At 36.8% G+C, this 16,509-nt stretch carries 18 protein-coding genes; 11 read left to right on the top strand and 7 right to left on the bottom strand.

All coding sequences use genetic code 11. From position 1 onward, the window contains the following. Positions 1-61: 61 nt before the first annotated feature. The gene (locus tag ABJQ32_09270) at positions 62-604 is read right to left on the bottom strand and encodes a DUF1572 family protein (GenBank protein ID MEP5289828.1); all 543 of its coding nucleotides are present in this window, start codon (positions 602-604) and stop codon (positions 62-64) included. Between the two features lies 1 nt (position 605). Beyond that, positions 606-1,130, bottom strand: a complete 525-nt coding sequence (locus tag ABJQ32_09265) for an NAD(P)H-dependent oxidoreductase (protein ID MEP5289827.1) — start codon at positions 1,128-1,130, stop codon at positions 606-608. Positions 1,131-1,261: 131 nt separating this feature from the next. Here ABJQ32_09265 and gldA point away from each other — a divergent pair, with 131 nt between their 5' ends. From gldA to dnaN, 6 genes are all read left to right on the top strand, one after another. Next, positions 1,262-2,161, top strand: a complete 900-nt coding sequence (gene gldA, locus ABJQ32_09260) for a gliding motility-associated ABC transporter ATP-binding subunit GldA (GenBank protein ID MEP5289826.1) — start codon at positions 1,262-1,264, stop codon at positions 2,159-2,161. Then, positions 2,158-2,517, top strand: a complete 360-nt coding sequence (locus tag ABJQ32_09255) for a DUF559 domain-containing protein (protein ID MEP5289825.1) — start codon at positions 2,158-2,160, stop codon at positions 2,515-2,517. Before gldA ends, ABJQ32_09255 begins: the two co-directional genes overlap by 4 nt. A 117-nt stretch (positions 2,518-2,634) precedes the next feature. Next, positions 2,635-3,363 (top strand): gliding motility-associated ABC transporter permease subunit GldF, encoded by a 729-nt coding sequence (gldF, locus tag ABJQ32_09250; GenBank protein MEP5289824.1) that lies wholly within the window; start codon positions 2,635-2,637, stop codon positions 3,361-3,363. Further along, on the top strand, positions 3,360-5,042 hold the full coding sequence (gldG, locus tag ABJQ32_09245) for a gliding motility-associated ABC transporter substrate-binding protein GldG (protein ID MEP5289823.1): 1,683 nt from the start codon (positions 3,360-3,362) through the stop codon (positions 5,040-5,042). The genes gldF and gldG overlap by 4 nt, the downstream gene beginning before the upstream one ends. Then, entirely contained in the window at positions 5,035-5,928 is an 894-nt protein-coding gene (locus ABJQ32_09240) for a hypothetical protein (GenBank protein MEP5289822.1), read from the top strand. The genes gldG and ABJQ32_09240 overlap by 8 nt, the downstream gene beginning before the upstream one ends. A gap of 186 nt (positions 5,929-6,114) precedes the next feature. After that, the gene (dnaN, locus tag ABJQ32_09235) at positions 6,115-7,239 is read left to right on the top strand and encodes a DNA polymerase III subunit beta (protein ID MEP5289821.1); all 1,125 of its coding nucleotides are present in this window, start codon (positions 6,115-6,117) and stop codon (positions 7,237-7,239) included. Positions 7,240-7,293: 54 nt separating this feature from the next. On the opposite strand, the gene ABJQ32_09230 is transcribed toward dnaN, so the two are convergent. The 4 genes from ABJQ32_09230 to topA form a co-directional block, all read right to left on the bottom strand. Beyond that, positions 7,294-7,587: a hypothetical protein gene (locus ABJQ32_09230; protein MEP5289820.1), complete on the bottom strand. Its 294-nt coding sequence runs from the start codon at positions 7,585-7,587 to the stop codon at positions 7,294-7,296. A 110-nt stretch (positions 7,588-7,697) separates the two neighbouring features. Continuing rightward, the gene (locus ABJQ32_09225) at positions 7,698-8,294 is read right to left on the bottom strand and encodes a hypothetical protein (protein ID MEP5289819.1); all 597 of its coding nucleotides are present in this window, start codon (positions 8,292-8,294) and stop codon (positions 7,698-7,700) included. Next, positions 8,287-8,763, bottom strand: coding sequence for a sigma-70 family RNA polymerase sigma factor (locus ABJQ32_09220; GenBank protein MEP5289818.1), 477 nt, complete (start codon positions 8,761-8,763; stop codon positions 8,287-8,289). Before ABJQ32_09220 ends, ABJQ32_09225 begins: the two co-directional genes overlap by 8 nt. Before the next feature lie 49 nt (positions 8,764-8,812). Then, on the bottom strand, positions 8,813-11,146 hold the full coding sequence (gene topA, locus ABJQ32_09215; GenBank protein ID MEP5289817.1) for a type I DNA topoisomerase: 2,334 nt from the start codon (positions 11,144-11,146) through the stop codon (positions 8,813-8,815). Between the two features lie 153 nt (positions 11,147-11,299). Here topA and ABJQ32_09210 point away from each other — a divergent pair, with 153 nt between their 5' ends. From ABJQ32_09210 to ABJQ32_09200, 3 genes are read left to right on the top strand one after another with little or no spacing between them, the layout of a single operon-like run. After that, positions 11,300-11,788: a histidine phosphatase family protein gene (locus ABJQ32_09210; GenBank protein MEP5289816.1), complete on the top strand. Its 489-nt coding sequence runs from the start codon at positions 11,300-11,302 to the stop codon at positions 11,786-11,788. Beyond that, positions 11,788-12,798, top strand: coding sequence for an agmatinase family protein (locus tag ABJQ32_09205; protein MEP5289815.1), 1,011 nt, complete (start codon positions 11,788-11,790; stop codon positions 12,796-12,798). The genes ABJQ32_09210 and ABJQ32_09205 overlap by 1 nt, the downstream gene beginning before the upstream one ends. Before the next feature lie 31 nt (positions 12,799-12,829). Continuing rightward, positions 12,830-13,282, top strand: coding sequence for a hypothetical protein (locus tag ABJQ32_09200; protein ID MEP5289814.1), 453 nt, complete (start codon positions 12,830-12,832; stop codon positions 13,280-13,282). 3 nt (positions 13,283-13,285) lie between these two features. On the opposite strand, the gene ABJQ32_09195 is transcribed toward ABJQ32_09200, so the two are convergent. Continuing rightward, positions 13,286-13,870: a TlpA disulfide reductase family protein gene (locus ABJQ32_09195; protein ID MEP5289813.1), complete on the bottom strand. Its 585-nt coding sequence runs from the start codon at positions 13,868-13,870 to the stop codon at positions 13,286-13,288. A 138-nt stretch (positions 13,871-14,008) separates the two neighbouring features. On the opposite strand from ABJQ32_09195, the gene ABJQ32_09190 reads away from it, so the two are divergent. Together ABJQ32_09190 and ABJQ32_09185 are read left to right on the top strand one after the other, a co-directional pair. Beyond that, complete coding sequence (locus ABJQ32_09190; protein ID MEP5289812.1) at positions 14,009-15,808, top strand: hypothetical protein; 1,800 nt, start codon at positions 14,009-14,011, stop codon at positions 15,806-15,808. After that, positions 15,798-16,226: a hypothetical protein gene (locus ABJQ32_09185; protein MEP5289811.1), complete on the top strand. Its 429-nt coding sequence runs from the start codon at positions 15,798-15,800 to the stop codon at positions 16,224-16,226. The genes ABJQ32_09190 and ABJQ32_09185 overlap by 11 nt, the downstream gene beginning before the upstream one ends. The last annotated feature ends 283 nt before the right edge of the window (positions 16,227-16,509 follow it).

Raw genomic sequence — 16,509 nt, 5'->3', positions numbered from 1 at the left:
TCCTCTTTTGACTTTTACTACAAACCCTAATGCTTTGACGATGAAGTGGATAAATCACTATTCAAACCTCATCGGTAAAGTGCTTTGCATCCTTTTCTTTGGAAAATTTCTCTTGATTGTATTTTTCAGTTTCGCCCTTTGGGATCGATAAAGATTTCCAATCATCTCCTTTAATTATTTTGGCCAAATACACAATCTGACCGATGTGATAGCTGTAATGTGCAAGTTGACGATGGATTGCATCTATGACCGTATGACCTTCATTTCTGATATATACGGTGCGATTCAAATCATCTTTATTTAAGTTTTGGATTGCACCAAGAAAACATGACCAACCTTCCTCCCATTTTACAATCAACTCATCTCGGTTTTTAATGGTTATCTCAAACTCTCCTTCACGATCTCGCCAGTCTTTTTCTCCATCTTCAGTTAGAAAATTCGTCCAGCGAGACATCATATTTCCCCATAAGTGTTTCACAATAGTCGGAATACTATTCGATCCATCTCCAGGGATAAGGTGCAACTCCTCATCGGATAATGATTCGAAAGATTTTTCTCCTAATGATTTGTAGTACAAGAGAAGTTTGATGAGATTTTCCAGCATATTAAAAGTTTATTAGGGCTTGAGCTTGATCAGTCAGTCTTTTAACGTAAGATTCATCTGCAATCTTACCGTTTTCCATTTTATTATTGATCTGAATTAACTTAGGCTTGGAAGCCATGACGTGCATTCCTAAGTAATTGAAAATATCTGTCAAATGACTCATGGCCATCACTCCTCCCTGAATGCCCGATGAAAGACCAACTAGTGCGCACTTTTTCCCTGTTAATGTACCAGGAAACTCTAGTGCATCAAGAAAGACCTTTAATATCCCTGGAAATGAACCATTATACTCTGGCACGATGAATACAAATTTTTGAGCTTGTTTCATGTGATCTCTCAAGGGATTGAATTCTACATTTGTACCTTGATTCTCGTATAAAGCAGTCGCCATAAAGTCTGAAGGAAGTTCTTTCAAATCTACAAGGGTGGAGTCTGTATCATGATCTTTCAATATTTGTTGATATTGAAGAGCAACTTGTTTTGAGATAGAATTTTTACGGTTTGTACCGCTGATTATAGTGATCATACAGGATTTTATAAAATCAATATTGTAGTTATGAGCGCATATAGAAATATTTGCCCGATAATTGCGTTTTCTGATCTATTGATCGCAAAGAAACATCAAACCTGTAAACTGTCAGAGCGACTTTTAGTTCAATGTCTATTAAAGTAGATCATCTAACCAAAACTTACGGAGCACAAAAAGCACTAGATAATATATCTTTTGAGGCATCAAAAGGTAAGATTACAGGATTCCTGGGTCCGAATGGAGCAGGAAAATCTACCACCATGAAAATCGCCACAGGATACATTGGTCTGACATCTGGATCAGTATGTGTTGACGGAATAGACGTTTCAGTCGATCCGCTGGAGGTAAAAAAACTCACGGGGTATCTGCCAGAACATAACCCACTGTATCTTGAAATGTATATCAAGGAGTATCTTGGTTTTGTCGCCTCATCCTATAAATTAAAAAATAAGAATAGTAGGATTAAAGAGATGATTGAAATGTGTGGATTGGAACGTGAACAGCAAAAAAAGATTGGAACACTTTCAAAAGGCTATCGCCAACGAGTTGGATTAGCTCAGGCACTGATACATGATCCTAAGGTTTTAATACTAGATGAACCTACAAGTGGATTAGACCCAAATCAGCTTGTTGAGATTAGAAAAGTGATTAAAGAGGCTAGTAGGGACAAGACCGTAATACTATCTACTCATATCATGCAAGAAGTGGAAGCTCTTTGTGATAAGGTGGTGATTATAAATAAGGGCCAAATAGTAGCAGACGATGAGGTGAGAAACCTTAAATCATCTACAAACGATAAAGTCGGGTATCGAGTAGAATTTGAAGAAGGTATTGATACAGATCTATTTGAAAATGAAGATCTCGAAATTACCCTCAGGGAAGAATGGATTTATCAAATAAACTCCAAGGAAGATCCTAGAAAGAAAATCATGAAAATATCAGGGGAGCATGCTCTACCCTTGATTAATATCTTAAAAGAAGAGCAATCATTGGAAGGAATTTTTCAAGAACTGACCAAAGAGAAATGAGAAATGAAATAATTCCATACAGGAAAGACTTAAAAGAAAAAGCTCGAGCACTAAGAAAGGACAGTACGCTTTCTGAAGTACTTCTTTGGCAGGAAGTGAGGAAGCGACAATTGGGAGTTCAATTTCATAGGCAGGTTCCAATACTTAACTACATAGTTGATCTTTATTGCCATGAAAAGAAATTAGCAATTGAAATAAATGGAGCTACGCATGAATGGAAGGTTTCTTATGATAAGAAGAGGACTAACCATTTGGAATCTAAAGGAATCAAGGTTTTAATATTTGATGATCTTGATGTTAAGAACAATATCACATGGGTGGTTAATGAAATTTATCATAGAATCAATGAGAAGTAAATTGGACACCCACCTAACCTCCCTCAAGGGAGGAATTCGTTCTATTAATGAATTATTTGAACTTGGCGATTATCCCCTTGAGGGGATTATAGGGGTGTATTCAAGTAAACTAATTCTATGATTACTATCCTAAAAAAAGAGATAAATGAATTTCTAGATTCACTCATTGCTTACGTAGTAATCGGTATTTTCTTAACTGGTATTGGTTTGCTGATGTGGATTTTTCCTGACACGAATGTGCTGGATTATGGCTATGCAAGTATGGAAACTTTGTTTTCTCTAGCACCCTATGTTTTTATGTTCTTGATTCCTGCCATCACCATGAAGTCTTTTGCCGAAGAGAAAAGAGGAGGGACTATTGAGCTACTGTACACACTTCCTTTTAGAGATATTGAAATAGTAATAGGGAAATTTCTTGCTGGATTTTTACTGGTGATTTTTTCAGTTCTACCAACTTTGGTCTACTACTTCTCATTGTCTTATCTAGGGAATCCTGTTGGAAATATAGATACAGCTGGAATAATTGGATCCTACATTGGTTTGATTTTATTAGGGGGAATTTTCACAGCAATAGGAGTGCTATCATCTGCCTTGACTGGTAATCAAATTGTATCATTCATATTAGCAGCTTTCTTGTGTTTTGTCTTCTACACCGGATTTGATTCGATTGCCGCAATTAATATATGGTCGGAAACTTCTTACATCATTGAACAAATCGGAATCTTATCTCATTATGAGGTTCTGAGCAAAGGTTTGATTGATCTAAGTGATGTGACCTATTTCCTTTCCATGATTGTGTTATTTATTTATCTCACTCGGATAATACTAAACGTACAGAAAGGATGAATAGGGGGAAAGGTATAGTCTGGTTACAAACCATCACAGTTTTACTTTCAATTCTGCTGATTAATCAGTTAGCAAATAGATTTCGTATTCAATTAGATCTAACTGAAGAAAAGAGATATACCATTTCTGAGGCTACCAAGACCTTATTGAAAAATCTTAAAGAAGATGTCTTTTTTGAAGTGTATCTAGCGGGAGAACTCCCGTCTAATTTTGAGCGCTTTCAAAAATCAATTGGTGAAATGCTAGAGCAGTTTGCCATTGAAAGTGGAAATAGAATTCAATTCAAGTTTACCGATCCCGCACAGGCTACTAATACGCAGGCCAGAAAGCAATTTTACCAATCGCTGATAGATAAGGGAGTTCAGGCTACTAATTTAAACTATAAGAATTCGGATGGTGATAAAATGGAAAAGTGGATATTCCCAGGAGCACTGGCCTCTCAGGGAATAAATGAGATTCCTGTCAATTTATTAAATGGAAGCAGTGCGGCCGGGCCTGAAGGTATTTTGAATCAAAGCATCGAAGGCTTGGAGTATGAATTAGCATCTGCTATTTCTCAAATGAACGGAGGAGGTAGTAAGCGCGTAGCTTATGTGAATGGTCATAGTTCTCTTGATTCATTGGATATTGCAGGCTTTAAGAATACCGTTTTGTCTCGTTTTGAGCTTTTCGACATTTCTCTCGAGGGTACACAAGAGTTAGGTGGATATGACGTAATTGTGATTGGCAAGCCTACGAAACCTTTTACTGAACGAGAAAAATATTTGATAGATCAATACCTCATGAGGGGAGGAAACCTCATCTATTTTATAGATGCTTTGGCTGTAAGTATGGATAGTGCTCATGGGGAGGGTACAGTAGCAATTCCCTATGAAACAAATTTAACTGATCAGCTTTTCAGGTATGGTGTTCGGATCAATCAGAATTTTGTACTTGACGTCAATAGTGGTCAGTTCCCGGTAGTATCTGGAAATATGGGCAATCAACCTCAGATTCAAATGCTCCCATGGCCATTTTTTCCAGTGCTTACAAATTTTTCTAAGCACCCATCCGTGAGGAACTTAGATGCAATCTTAGGTCAATTTGTTTCAGAAATCGATACGGTGAAAGCGGAGGGGATCATAAAGACTCCTCTGATCAGTACGAGTCAGTATACTAAACTTTTGGGCCCACCGGTAAGGGTCGCTTTTAATGACATAGGGGATAAGCTAAGACCAGAGAAATTTACAGATGGACCAAAAACGATAGGCTATTTACTAGAAGGAAAATTCACTTCACTATATGCTAAAAGATTGGTGCCGAAAGGATTTGATAAGTCTTTATTTATTGAAAAAGGACAGCCGGGTAAGGTTATTGTGATTGGAGACGGAGATGTCATACGTAATGGCCTTGATCCAGATACTGGAGAGCCATTAAGACTGGGAGTAGAACCCTTTACTAAGACGACTTATGCGAATGATGATTTCATTCTCAATATTCTGGATTACATGACGGATGATTCTGGCTTAATAGAAACAAGATCAAGAGAAGTGAAAATCCGCCCGCTTGATCGGGTTAAAGTTCAAAAAGAACGGGCTAAGTGGCAGGTAATCAACTTAGTGATTCCAGTACTTTTAGTATTGTTGATTGGCGGAATCAAGTGGTATCTCAGAAAGAAAAAATTTGCAAACCTTGACTAGAAAGACAAAATACATCATTGCAATTGCAGCACTTATGGTAGCTAACTTGATCCTATTCTCTACAGGTTCAGACGATGATACTGTGAGCTCGGAGAACTACTTTAATTTGAAAGATATTCAGGGTATTAGCAGAGTAATGTTTATGGTCGATGAGGATACAACAAAAATCGAAAGATCAGAGCAAGGTTGGACATTAAATGATGAGTTTAAAGCAGATGAAGGATTCATGAACACGCTCATTTCAGTTTTGGAAAGAGTAGAAGTAGGAAGAACGATTGAAGAGTGGGATAGAGAGATTATGGGAACTGTGGAGGTTGAATTTGATTTTAACTCAAGGTATAAATTTCAATTTGCGAGTAACGCTAATAAGACAAAATCATATTTCATCACTGAAGGCAAAGCAAAAGAAGTAGCTGTGCCAGGATATCGGGATAATGTGGTAGATATATTCACTTTACATCCTGACCAATGGAGAGATAGGATAATAATAGATGGAAGCTGGCGTACTATTCAACGTATCCAGATCGTAAATCGATTGGATGAAGATTTTGAAATTACTTTTCAAAATGATTTTTTCATGGTGAATGGCCAACCACCTGTGGACAGTACTGCAGTAATCAATTACCTAAATCAATTTCAGCAATTTCAGGCGAATGAAATGGTGTCACAGGGGAGGTTTCCTGAGCTAGATAGTCTTTCTCAGTTGGAACCTTTTGCGGAGCTATCCATAGACGACATCAAAAATGATGATCTGGTTATATTAAAAATTTACTCAAATCAGCAAAGACAACCTTTTCATCTTGTGGTGGATAGCGATGGGCAAAGAATGGTGGTAGATGCTAGAAGAATTCAGCAAATACTCAGAAACCCAGACAAACTTAACTGATTAGATTTCAAGGCACTTATCTCGGTTTTTGTGTTTAAATTAGCGTCCCGAAAAAATAGGACAGTTGTCCATTGTCACAAAGCTTTATAACTCACATGAAATGAGTATGACAGGAAGATCATTGATTGAAAATAGTTTCTTTCTTGCAAATTCCATGTATGCCATTGAAAAACATATTAAACTCACATGAAATTCATAGTATCATCATCTTACCTACTAAAGCAACTTTCAGCTATCAATGGTGTGATTACTACCAATCCGGTAGTGCCAATTCTGGAAAACTTCTTGTTTGAAATCAGTGATGGAAATCTAACAGTTACTGCTTCAGACTTACAAACAAGCATGATCACTGAGCTTCAAGTAGAAGCTAAAGAGGACGGAAGCATTGCAATTCCTGCAAAGATTTTACTAGAAACGTTAAGGAATTTACCTGAACAACCAGTCACTTTTTCAATTGATAGCAATACGTATAGCATTGAAATCAATTCAGATAATGGCCGCTATAAACTCGCTGGAGAGAATGCAACAGACTTTCCAAAGATTCCTACAGTATCAGACGGCTACTCAGTAAATATTTCCTCTGAAGTATTAGGCAGAGCGATCAACAATACAATTTTTGCTACTTCTAATGATGAATTGAGGCCTGCTATGACAGGAGTATTCGTAAAATTAGATGAAACAAACACCACTTTTGTAGCAACAGATAGTCATAGATTAATTAGATACAGAAGAGTGGATGTAGTTGCCGATATGGCTCACAGCATGATTATTCCTCGTAAGGCACTTACACTTTTGAAAGCTACACTACCTTCTGAACTTACGAATGTGAATGTTGAATTCAATGCATCGAATGCTTTCTTTAATTTCAATCAAGTGAAAATGATTTGCCGTTTGATTGATGAGCGTTTTCCTGATTATGAAAACGTGATTCCACTTGACAACAACAATAACGTCGTTGTAAAGAAGGATGAACTTTTGAGTTCATTGAAGCGAATAGCGATCTACGCAAATAAGACAACACATCAGGTGAGACTGAAGATTACTGGAAGTGAGTTGATGATCTCTGCTGAGGATCTTGATTTCTCCAATGAAGCGAATGAGCGTTTATCATGCGAACATGATGGAGAGGATCTAGAAATAGGATTCAATGCGAAGTTCTTAGTTGAGATGCTTGCCAATATTGATTCGGATGATATTACACTAAAATTAAGCGCTCCTAATAAAGCAGGTATCATCACTCCAAACGATAAAGATGAGGAAGAAGATATACTTATGCTTGTGATGCCTGTAATGCTTAATAATCAGGTGTAAACACAGAATTATATGAAATATTAGTGACACTGAGAAGTGTCACTTTTTTTATGTCTAAGAAAACCTTTTAGTAATACTAATTGATAAAAGGATAGCTAGAGAAACAAATAATTTTCTCGTAGCGACATCAGATGTCGTAAATGCCATAAAAACAAGTGACCCAAGACCAATTAGTCCGAGATAAAAAGAAAGCTCATATTTCCAAACAAATCTTTTTGTAGACTTAGGGTTGAGTATAGATGTGGCCTCTCTGAGTAAACTCTCTCCAGCCTTTTTTCCAGCTAATTTATCCTCTTCGGAAGAGGTTTTAATAGTTGACTTTCTTTTGGGTATAATGTCGAATTCCATATGCTTAAGATTTATTAGCACAAATTTGGAACATATTTCTTATTAATTTTTATTTATGTTTCTTATGAAAGTCATAAATAAATACTAATGTTTAATTGAGTTGGAAATAGCTATTCTTCGCTTTCTAAGTCTTTGACCATTTTTCTCAATCGTTTGATCTTGCGACCGTAAATCAGATGAATCAACCAGTGCATGATTCCACCGATGGCTCCCATAATCAAGGAACTTATGCCAATTGCAATCAACCAATGCTTAGCTGTAGTAAGTTTTTCCATGGCTTCTCTATTCTCTTCTGCTAAGAATCCATAAATCAATCCGACAATCACAGATATCCAAATAACAACTTTATAGTGAAGTATGTAAAAGCGAAGGTATCCATAGACCTTTTTTAGACTTTGAATTACATTCCCATCGTAACTAAACCTATTGATGGCTCTAATTAAGAATTGGTAGTAAAAGAGATAGCCAATTGTCAGGACTACATAGAAAGCCACAAACCATTCAGGATCATTTCTATTTTGCTGATAGTAGATCATTAGAGGAAGTCCAACAACGCTAAGCCAGAATTCTATCCAAAGAATAAACTTCACCCAGTAAAGCGTTGTTTTGGTGCCCTTTTTCTTCAGAGTATTGATATGTAGTGAAGCTGGATCTTCTTTCTCCATACTTCTCTTCCAAAGTGATTGTATGTCGAGATCTTCAGCCATTGATTATTTTCTTTAGCCTATCTTTTAATCTATTCACTTTTACACCTACGTTGGTAACGGTAATACCCAAAATATCACTCATTTCTTTGTAGCTTTTGTCTTCCAAGTAGAGTAGTACAATTGCTCTATCTGATTCATTTAGTTTCTTAATTCCCGTGTAGAGTTTTTCAATCTGCTCTTTTTCAGGGTCATTTTCTTCAAACTTTGATCCTCCAAATTCTAAAGGAACCGTTTCAGGTTTCCTCTTCAATTTTTTAGAATGAGAAAGACAAACATTTAATGTCACTCTGTAGACCCAGGTGGATAGTTGAGAGTTGCCTTTAAACGATTTGTGAGATCGCCAAAGTTGTAACGAAACTTCCTGTACCAGATCTTTCAGAGAATCCTCACCTCTTGAATATGCCCTACATATGTGCATGATCAAGGACATGTTCTCTTCTACATACGATTTGAAGAAATCTTCTGACACGTACTCAGTGGTTAGTTTTCAGAAAGTCCGATTTATTTCAGTCGAACGGTTATTTTTTTTTCGGAGCTGCTTTTTTACCTCCACGACCTTTCTTTTCTGGTGCTTTTTCGGCGAGCTCTTTACATTGCTCAAAAGTGAGTTCCTCGGGAACTACATCCTTTGGAATTTTAACATTTTTCTTACCGAACTTGATATAAGGTCCCCATCGTCCATTTAGGACAGCCACGTTTTCATCCTCATCAAATGTTTTGATATACTTATTGGCGTCAGCTTCTCGTTTTTCTAAAATAAGTTGAACAGCCTCATCTTCTGTAATAGTTAATGGATCTTGTTCTTTCTTGATTGAAACAAATTTTCCATCATGACGAATATATGGGCCAAATCGACCGACAGCTGCTACCATAGGCTTTTCTTCAAAATCTCCTACCTCGCGAGGTAGTTTAAATAGCTCAAGAGCTTCTTCTATGGTGATGGTATCCATGAATTGCCCATGCTTGAGACTTGCATATTTGGGTTTTTCTTCCCCTTCTACTAGCTCACCTTTCTGTACGTATGCTCCGTATTTACCATGTCGCGCATAAATTTTTTCACCAGATTTAGGATCTTCTCCAATTTCTCTTACTTGGTTAACAGTCGCTCGGTCAAGATCAGCTGACTTTTCTACAGTAGAGTGAAATCCACCATAAAAGTTGTCAATCATCTTATTCCAAACCGTTTTACCATGTGCTATGTCGTCAAATTGTTGTTCTACATCCGCTGTAAAATGATAATCAATCACATTGGGGAAGTGATCAACAAGAAAGTCATTTACTACCATGGCGGTATTCGTAGGGAAAAGCTTGTTTTTCTCTGCTCCCGTTATTTCAGTCACTTCTTCTCTATTGATCTTTCCCGATTTTAATCGACATTCGATAGAGATTCGCTCATGACCTTCTCTTGCATCTTTTTCAACATAGTTTCTCTTTTGCACAGTTGAAATAGTCGGAGCATAGGTGGAAGGTCTACCAATTCCCATTTCTTCCAATTTTTTCACCAGACTTGCTTCAGTATATCTTGCTGGATGACGTGTGAATCCTTGCTTACCCAATATCTCTTTTAGATCCAACACTTGTCCAACACTAAGAGGAGGAAGCATATTGGTGTTTTCTTCTTCAGTATTTTCATCGTCAGTCGATTCAATATACACTTTTAGAAATCCCTCAAATTTTATTACTTCACCTTTCGCGACTAGTTTTTCATCGGTCGTAGATAGTCCAATTGTAGCAGTTGTTTTTTCTAATTGAGCATCTGACATTTGAGAGGCTATGGCTCTTTTCCATATCAGATCATAAAGTCGTTGCTCGGCATCATCTTTTCCAGCAGATTGTACACCGAAATTCGTAGGTCTTATTGCTTCGTGAGCTTCCTGTGCACCCGCATTTTTGGTTTTGAAAATTCGTCTATTAGCATATTTATCGCCATAGTTTGATTTGATGGCATCAGCAGCCCCAGTCAAGGCCTCATCAGAAAGATTTAATGAGTCAGTTCTCATGTAAGAGATCTTACCTGCTTCATATAATTTTTGAGCAACAGACATTGTTCTGGCTACCGAGAATCCAATTTTTCTACTTGCTTCTTGCTGCAAAGTAGAAGTAGTGAATGGAGGAGCAGGTGACTTCTTTGCTGGTTTTGTCTCAAGATTTTCAATGGAAAAATCAGCATTGGTGCATTTCTGAAGGAAATTCATCGCTTCTTCTTCCGTCTTAAATTTTTTGGGCAATTCAGCTTTTAGAATTTTCCCACCTTCCAGATTAAACTCAGCTGTGATTCTAAAAGAAGACTCGGGTTTGAAGTTTGCTATTTCTCTTTCACGTTCCACTACCAATCTTACTGCCACGGATTGCACTCTTCCAGCGGAGAGTCCACCTTTAATTTTTTTCCACAGGATAGGGGATAACTCAAACCCCACTAGTCTGTCCAGAATTCTTCGCGCTTGCTGCGCATTAACCAAGTCTATATCAATGCCTCGAGGGTTTTGAATAGCATTTTGAATAGCATTCTTGGTAATCTCTCTAAAAACGATCCTCCTGGTTTTGGCATTGTCAAGGTCTAAAGCCTCTGATAGATGCCAGGAGATAGCCTCTCCTTCACGGTCATCATCCGATGCTAGATAGATTGTTTCGGCTGCCTTTGCTAGTTTTTTAAGCTCCTTAACGACATCTTTCTTATCTTTAGAAATCTCGTATGTGGGCTTGAATCCATTTTTAATGTCGATTGCAGAATCGTCTTTTGGTAAATCCCTTACATGACCATATGATGATTTCACCTCAAAGTCTTTACCTAAATATCCCTCTATGGTTTTAGCTTTAGCTGGTGATTCTACTATGACAAGATTTTTCCCCATGATGATAAGTTTAAGTCTATTCGGCAATGAGCAAAACTCATTGAATGCGTAAACATAACACGACTATTTAAATCCTGTTCTAGAGAAAATTGAAAAAAAGTAAATTTGTCTATTAAATAATTCTTCTAGTACGCCTAATAACCCACTCACCAAATGAATAAAAAACTTTACCTAATCAGGCATTCATATGCTGAAGACTCTAATGGAAAGAAAGACTTTGATAGAAATCTTACACTCGAAGGTCAGAGTACTGTCAGAGCACTTGGAAGATATTTAATAAATGAAAGCTTTAATCCTGATATTATTCTGTGCAGTTCTTCTCAAAGAACTACGGAAACCGCAATAAATCTTGTCGAAGAATTAGAAATTAATGAACAAATCATCGACTATCAGGATGTGATTTACAATGCATCTGTTAGAGAAATACTGAGTGTTCTTACCAATGTTGATGAGAGTCACAAAGAAGTTGCCATCATTGGTCATAACCCGACCATTACGTATTTTGGGGAATACTTGACTGGAGCCAATATTGGAAATATGCAACCTTCAGGAGTGGTAAGAATTAGATTTGAAAGACTTAATTGGAGTGAAATTTCTCAGAATTTGGGAATTTTTGAATCATATTATCATCCAAGTCATTGATGTACAACCCTAGCAAAGCAGGAGTAAAAGGAAGCATTTTTGGATTACCTTATGGTTTAGAGGAATCCGATATGATCATTCTTCCGGTTCATTTGGATGTTACGGTATCTTATGGGCAGGGAACTTCGAGAGCACCGGACATTATCTTGGATGAGTCGTCTCAGTTGGATTTATCCCTTCTTTCAATCGAAAAACCGTGGAAATTGAAAATGGCCATGTATGATCGTTTGGTTATCAATACCCAGAATGAAATTCACAGAGGACGAGCCATCAATGTAATTAAAGCAATAGAGTCAGGGAAAAAACCAGATCTTGATCAATTGGAATTTGTAAATGAGTTTTGTGATTCCGTGCATAAAAAAATAGAAGAGGTTGTTACCTCATTGCTCAGACTAGACAAAATCGTATGCGTAATAGGAGGTGATCATTCCTCCCCATTGGGTTTAATGAGAGCCTTGGCAAAAAAAGGAAGTTATGGAATACTTCAAATAGATGCTCACATGGATTTGAGAAATGCATACGAAGAATTTAAGTATTCTCATGCAAGTATTATGAACAACGCGCTGAAAGAAGAGGGGATTACTTCCTTGACTCAGATAGGAATCCGGGATTTTTGCGAAGAGGAGGAAGATTATGTGAATAGGTCTAAAAAGCCCATTCATGTTTTTTACGATGAAGACATCTTTAAAAATGAGCTTGAAGGTATTTCATGGAAAAAGCAAGTATGTGACATTATTAAGACTTTACCTGATGATGTTTACGTAAGCTTTGATATGGACGGATTAGATCCTTCACTATGCCCCAATACAGGAACCCCTGTCGTTGGAGGTTTACAATTCAATCAAGTCATTTACCTCTTAGAACAAGTAGTTAGATCAGGGAAAAAAATCATTGGGTTTGATGTTTGTGAGGCAGGGAATCATCCTTGGGATGCTAACGTGGCAGCAAGAGTTATTTATCGGTTGGCTGCTTTGACAGGTGTTTCAGCAAAGCTTATCGATTTTAAATGAAAAGTAAATCAAACTAAATTTAATTTTTAAAATGCAAATCAAATTAGTTTCCTTCCTACTTTTATCGGTGTTATCATGGAGTTTGGCCGCTCAAAAAATTAAATACAAGGAGATATATCCTGTTCTTGCAGCAAAGCAGTATGATGTAGGCATTCCACGATTAATTGAATATATGGCCATTGAAGAAAATATAAATGAAGCGAACGCTAATTTACAGATGGGATTGTGGTTGCATGAGAGGTTTATGAAACTAGATGATAATGAATCTAATCAATTAACTCAAATTGGAGATTCAGCTTTGTTTTTTCTTGAAAAAGCCAAAGGACTAATCGATGTAAAAGAGCTCAAGAAAAAGGACGACTACTATCAATCATACTTGAGGAGAGACCTAAGAAGTGGTAAGTTTTTAATCAAGGTTTCAGATGTTCATTTAGACATTGAAAACAAGATGGATGAGATCCAAAAACTGATGCAATCAAAGTGACATTTAATTTGTAATTTTTTCTTCACTCAATTTGGTAAGTAATTCTTTGAATTCTTCAGTATTATATTTCGCCATTCCGTGATTCTCAGCCTTAATCCTTCCTTTTTTATCTAAAAGATATGTAGTGGGTATAGAATGAGTATCGTATACTGCAGGTAATGAAGATCTTAAAAAATATACGGGAAAGTCAAACTCCTTTCTTTCGATAAATTCTCTAGCCTTGTTTTCATCTTTGTCCAAAGAAATCATCACAAAAGACACGTTATTTTTAGTTTCTTGATAAAGTGAATGAATGTCTGGCATCTCGGCAATACAAGGGGGACACCAGGTAGCCCAAAAATTAATAAAAACCACTTTTTCTTTGAATTGATTAAATAGAATTCTGTTTCCATTCATATCTTCAATCCGAAAATTATAAGATGCTAATTTGTTCTCAGTGGTAATATTTGGAGATATAATGCCAGATGAAAGGACTACTTGTTGAACTCTGCCAATTACTTCAGTATGCCAGCCAGTCAAATAGATGATTCCAAAGACTGAGATAATAACAATCCATTCGATGAACTCCTTCCTTATTTTTTGCTTCACTATTGGGGGTTTCAAAGTATAATACACTCAAGTACATTAAAAGATTCCCACTTGGATGCTAAATACAGATTCATAGTATTTTTATAAATCCACTTAGTATTTTTATAAATTAGCATTTGAAAACCTCTCCACTTAGTCATGAAATTTAAATCAGCAGTCACAGTTATTTTATTAGTCCTTTCCGTTTTTGGGTATTCTCAAAAAATTAAATACAAAGATTTGTATCCCATACTTGCGGCAAAAAACTATGAGGAAGGAGGACCTCAATTAAAAACTTTTTTATCTGACCCTAAGAATGCTGAAGAAGCGAATGCTAATCTTCAAATGGCTTTATGGTTGGAGGATCGCTTTATGGCTTATGATATTGTTGATGATTCATCAAAACTTTATCTCGTAGGAGATTCTGCGGTATTCTTTTTTGAGAAAGCAAAAGGCTTAATCGATGAGAAGGAATTGAAAAAGAAAGATGAGTACTATCAAACTTTCTTCAGAAGAGATTTGAGAACAGGTGAGTTTGGAATAAAAGTCTCAGATGTACATCTGGATATAGAAAAGAAGGTTGAAAACATTGAGACTCGCGTAGCAGATGTAAAAGGAATGCATCGCAATGTGGTATTGATTGAGGAAAATCAAGCTGCAGCTATGGCAGCTTATAAAACTCTTACAAGTCAGTTTACAGCATATAATGCTATGCTAATAGCTGCTGATCAGGAAATTCAAGCAACATTAATGGAAATTGAATCCAATGGACGTAAAGGTGCTGAAAGTGCGAGAGGTATAAAAGAACAAGCGCAAAGGTTGGCATCAACTAAGTATGCATCAGAGCCAACAATTAAATCTATCGATCAATTTGGAGTAGATGGAATGGATGCTGCCAATATAAGATCAGGAGTTATCGAAATTTGGAATTTCGAAGAATGGGCAAGGTCTGCACAATCCGAAATTGTAGGAGGTGTAGGTCTTTTCAAGACCATGATCAAGAATTATTCTGATGAGATCAGAGAGAAAAAAGCCAAGGCTAAGAAAAGTCAGAATGTGGAAGTAGGATATTTTCCAACAGAACTGATAGAGCAATTTGATAAGTACGATCCTGAATCAACAGCTGAAAAGCTATTGAAGATAGAGATGTATGAAGCTAGAATCATCAAACAAGTGGATTTACAATTGAATCCATCACTAATGGATTCGTCACTTATTGGTTCGCAATTGGAAATTTATCAAGGTGCGTTAGATGATGCGAAGAACATGAATGTGTTAGTGGAATCTATTACAACGGATGACCTGGAGTTGGCGAAGAAAAAATATGAAGACTATATAGAAAGCTTTTTTCAGAAGTACGTGACCGCATCTAAATATGTCACTGATATGCAGACCTGGTCCAGAAGAAATGTTGACTGGTTGGGAAATTCTGTTGAATATTGGCTCGATAAGAATAGGTGGGGACTTGATGCGGAAGATGAAGAAATACAGTATCCATTGTTTATTCAAGATGCTCCAGAAGGAGGTTTTATGACCATGGGTGTTCCAGTAAAAACAGCTGAGGAGGTGATAGCCTATGGAGCAAATCTAAATGCGAAGAAAGGATACGTTGCTTCTTTTGGCCCGGATAGAATCACAAAATGGAAGCAAGAATTTGAACTCCCGGGAGCTGAAAAAATTCAATATGAAAGTGATTCAATACCAACAGTCTCAGGTTCAGAGAGCTTTTACATTTATAATTCTGCTGCTGTTGAGAATAATCTAGTTGTTGTCAGCTATAATTCAGTTGGGCAACTCAATTGGGGAACGGTGGTGACAGTAGATAAAAAGCCTGTCGATTTCAAGTTTGATGACCTAACACAAGAATTAACCATATTCTTATATCCTGAAGAGCAACTTCCTTTAGATTCGGATGAATTGGGCTATGTAGTGATTGATCGAACTGGAAATGCGAGGTAAGCTTATCTCCCTTTTTGTTTTTCTATTTTTAGTTAGCTGTTCAGAAGAGGATCTACCAGATGGTTTATATGACTATCAAGTAGAGCGTTTACTTACTGGCGAATCAGGAACTAAAACGTGGATTCAGATTATTGATTCTGGAAGCTGCGCTGATTCTGTGAAACTGCAAATAGAATTGGTAGAAAATAATACTGGAGACTCACTAGACATATCCAGACTTGTGTCTAATCAGACTTGCACTTCATTTGAAACTATTTATATAGGAAGAGCTGATGCGTCCTTTCCAGATGGTAGAATACTCTTTACTGACTCACTTCTCTTTTCGTCAGGCGATTTTTGGATGGTTGATCTAATTACTTCCCAGCAATTACGATTTCGCATTAATGGTCAAAGTATAGATTACTTGATAGGCGAATAAACTGTTTGTAGAGTTTATTGCGATCTTCCTTATCGATAATCTCGTGGTTATCGAAATCGCAAAATTTTGTCCTTGAATTTGCCAATAGGGATTTACATAGCTACTATCAAGCAAGGTGATATTACCAGTACAAAAAGGTTGATTGTTAAGTAGGCGGAAAATCCCCCAGCGATCGAAGAATAACATTAGGGATTCTATTGATATCAAGAATAGCTAATCAAAAGTCGTATTTCTTATGATTCAACTTGTTAAGGATGAGCAGGCGAGTCTGTTTTCAGATAGA

It is taken from the genome of Marinobacter alexandrii (assembly GCA_039984955.1).
Taxonomy (GTDB): domain Bacteria; phylum Bacteroidota; class Bacteroidia; order Cytophagales; family Cyclobacteriaceae; genus Ekhidna.
Note: the sequence above shows the minus strand (reverse complement) of the source record. Positions and strands in the feature narration are given on the sequence as shown.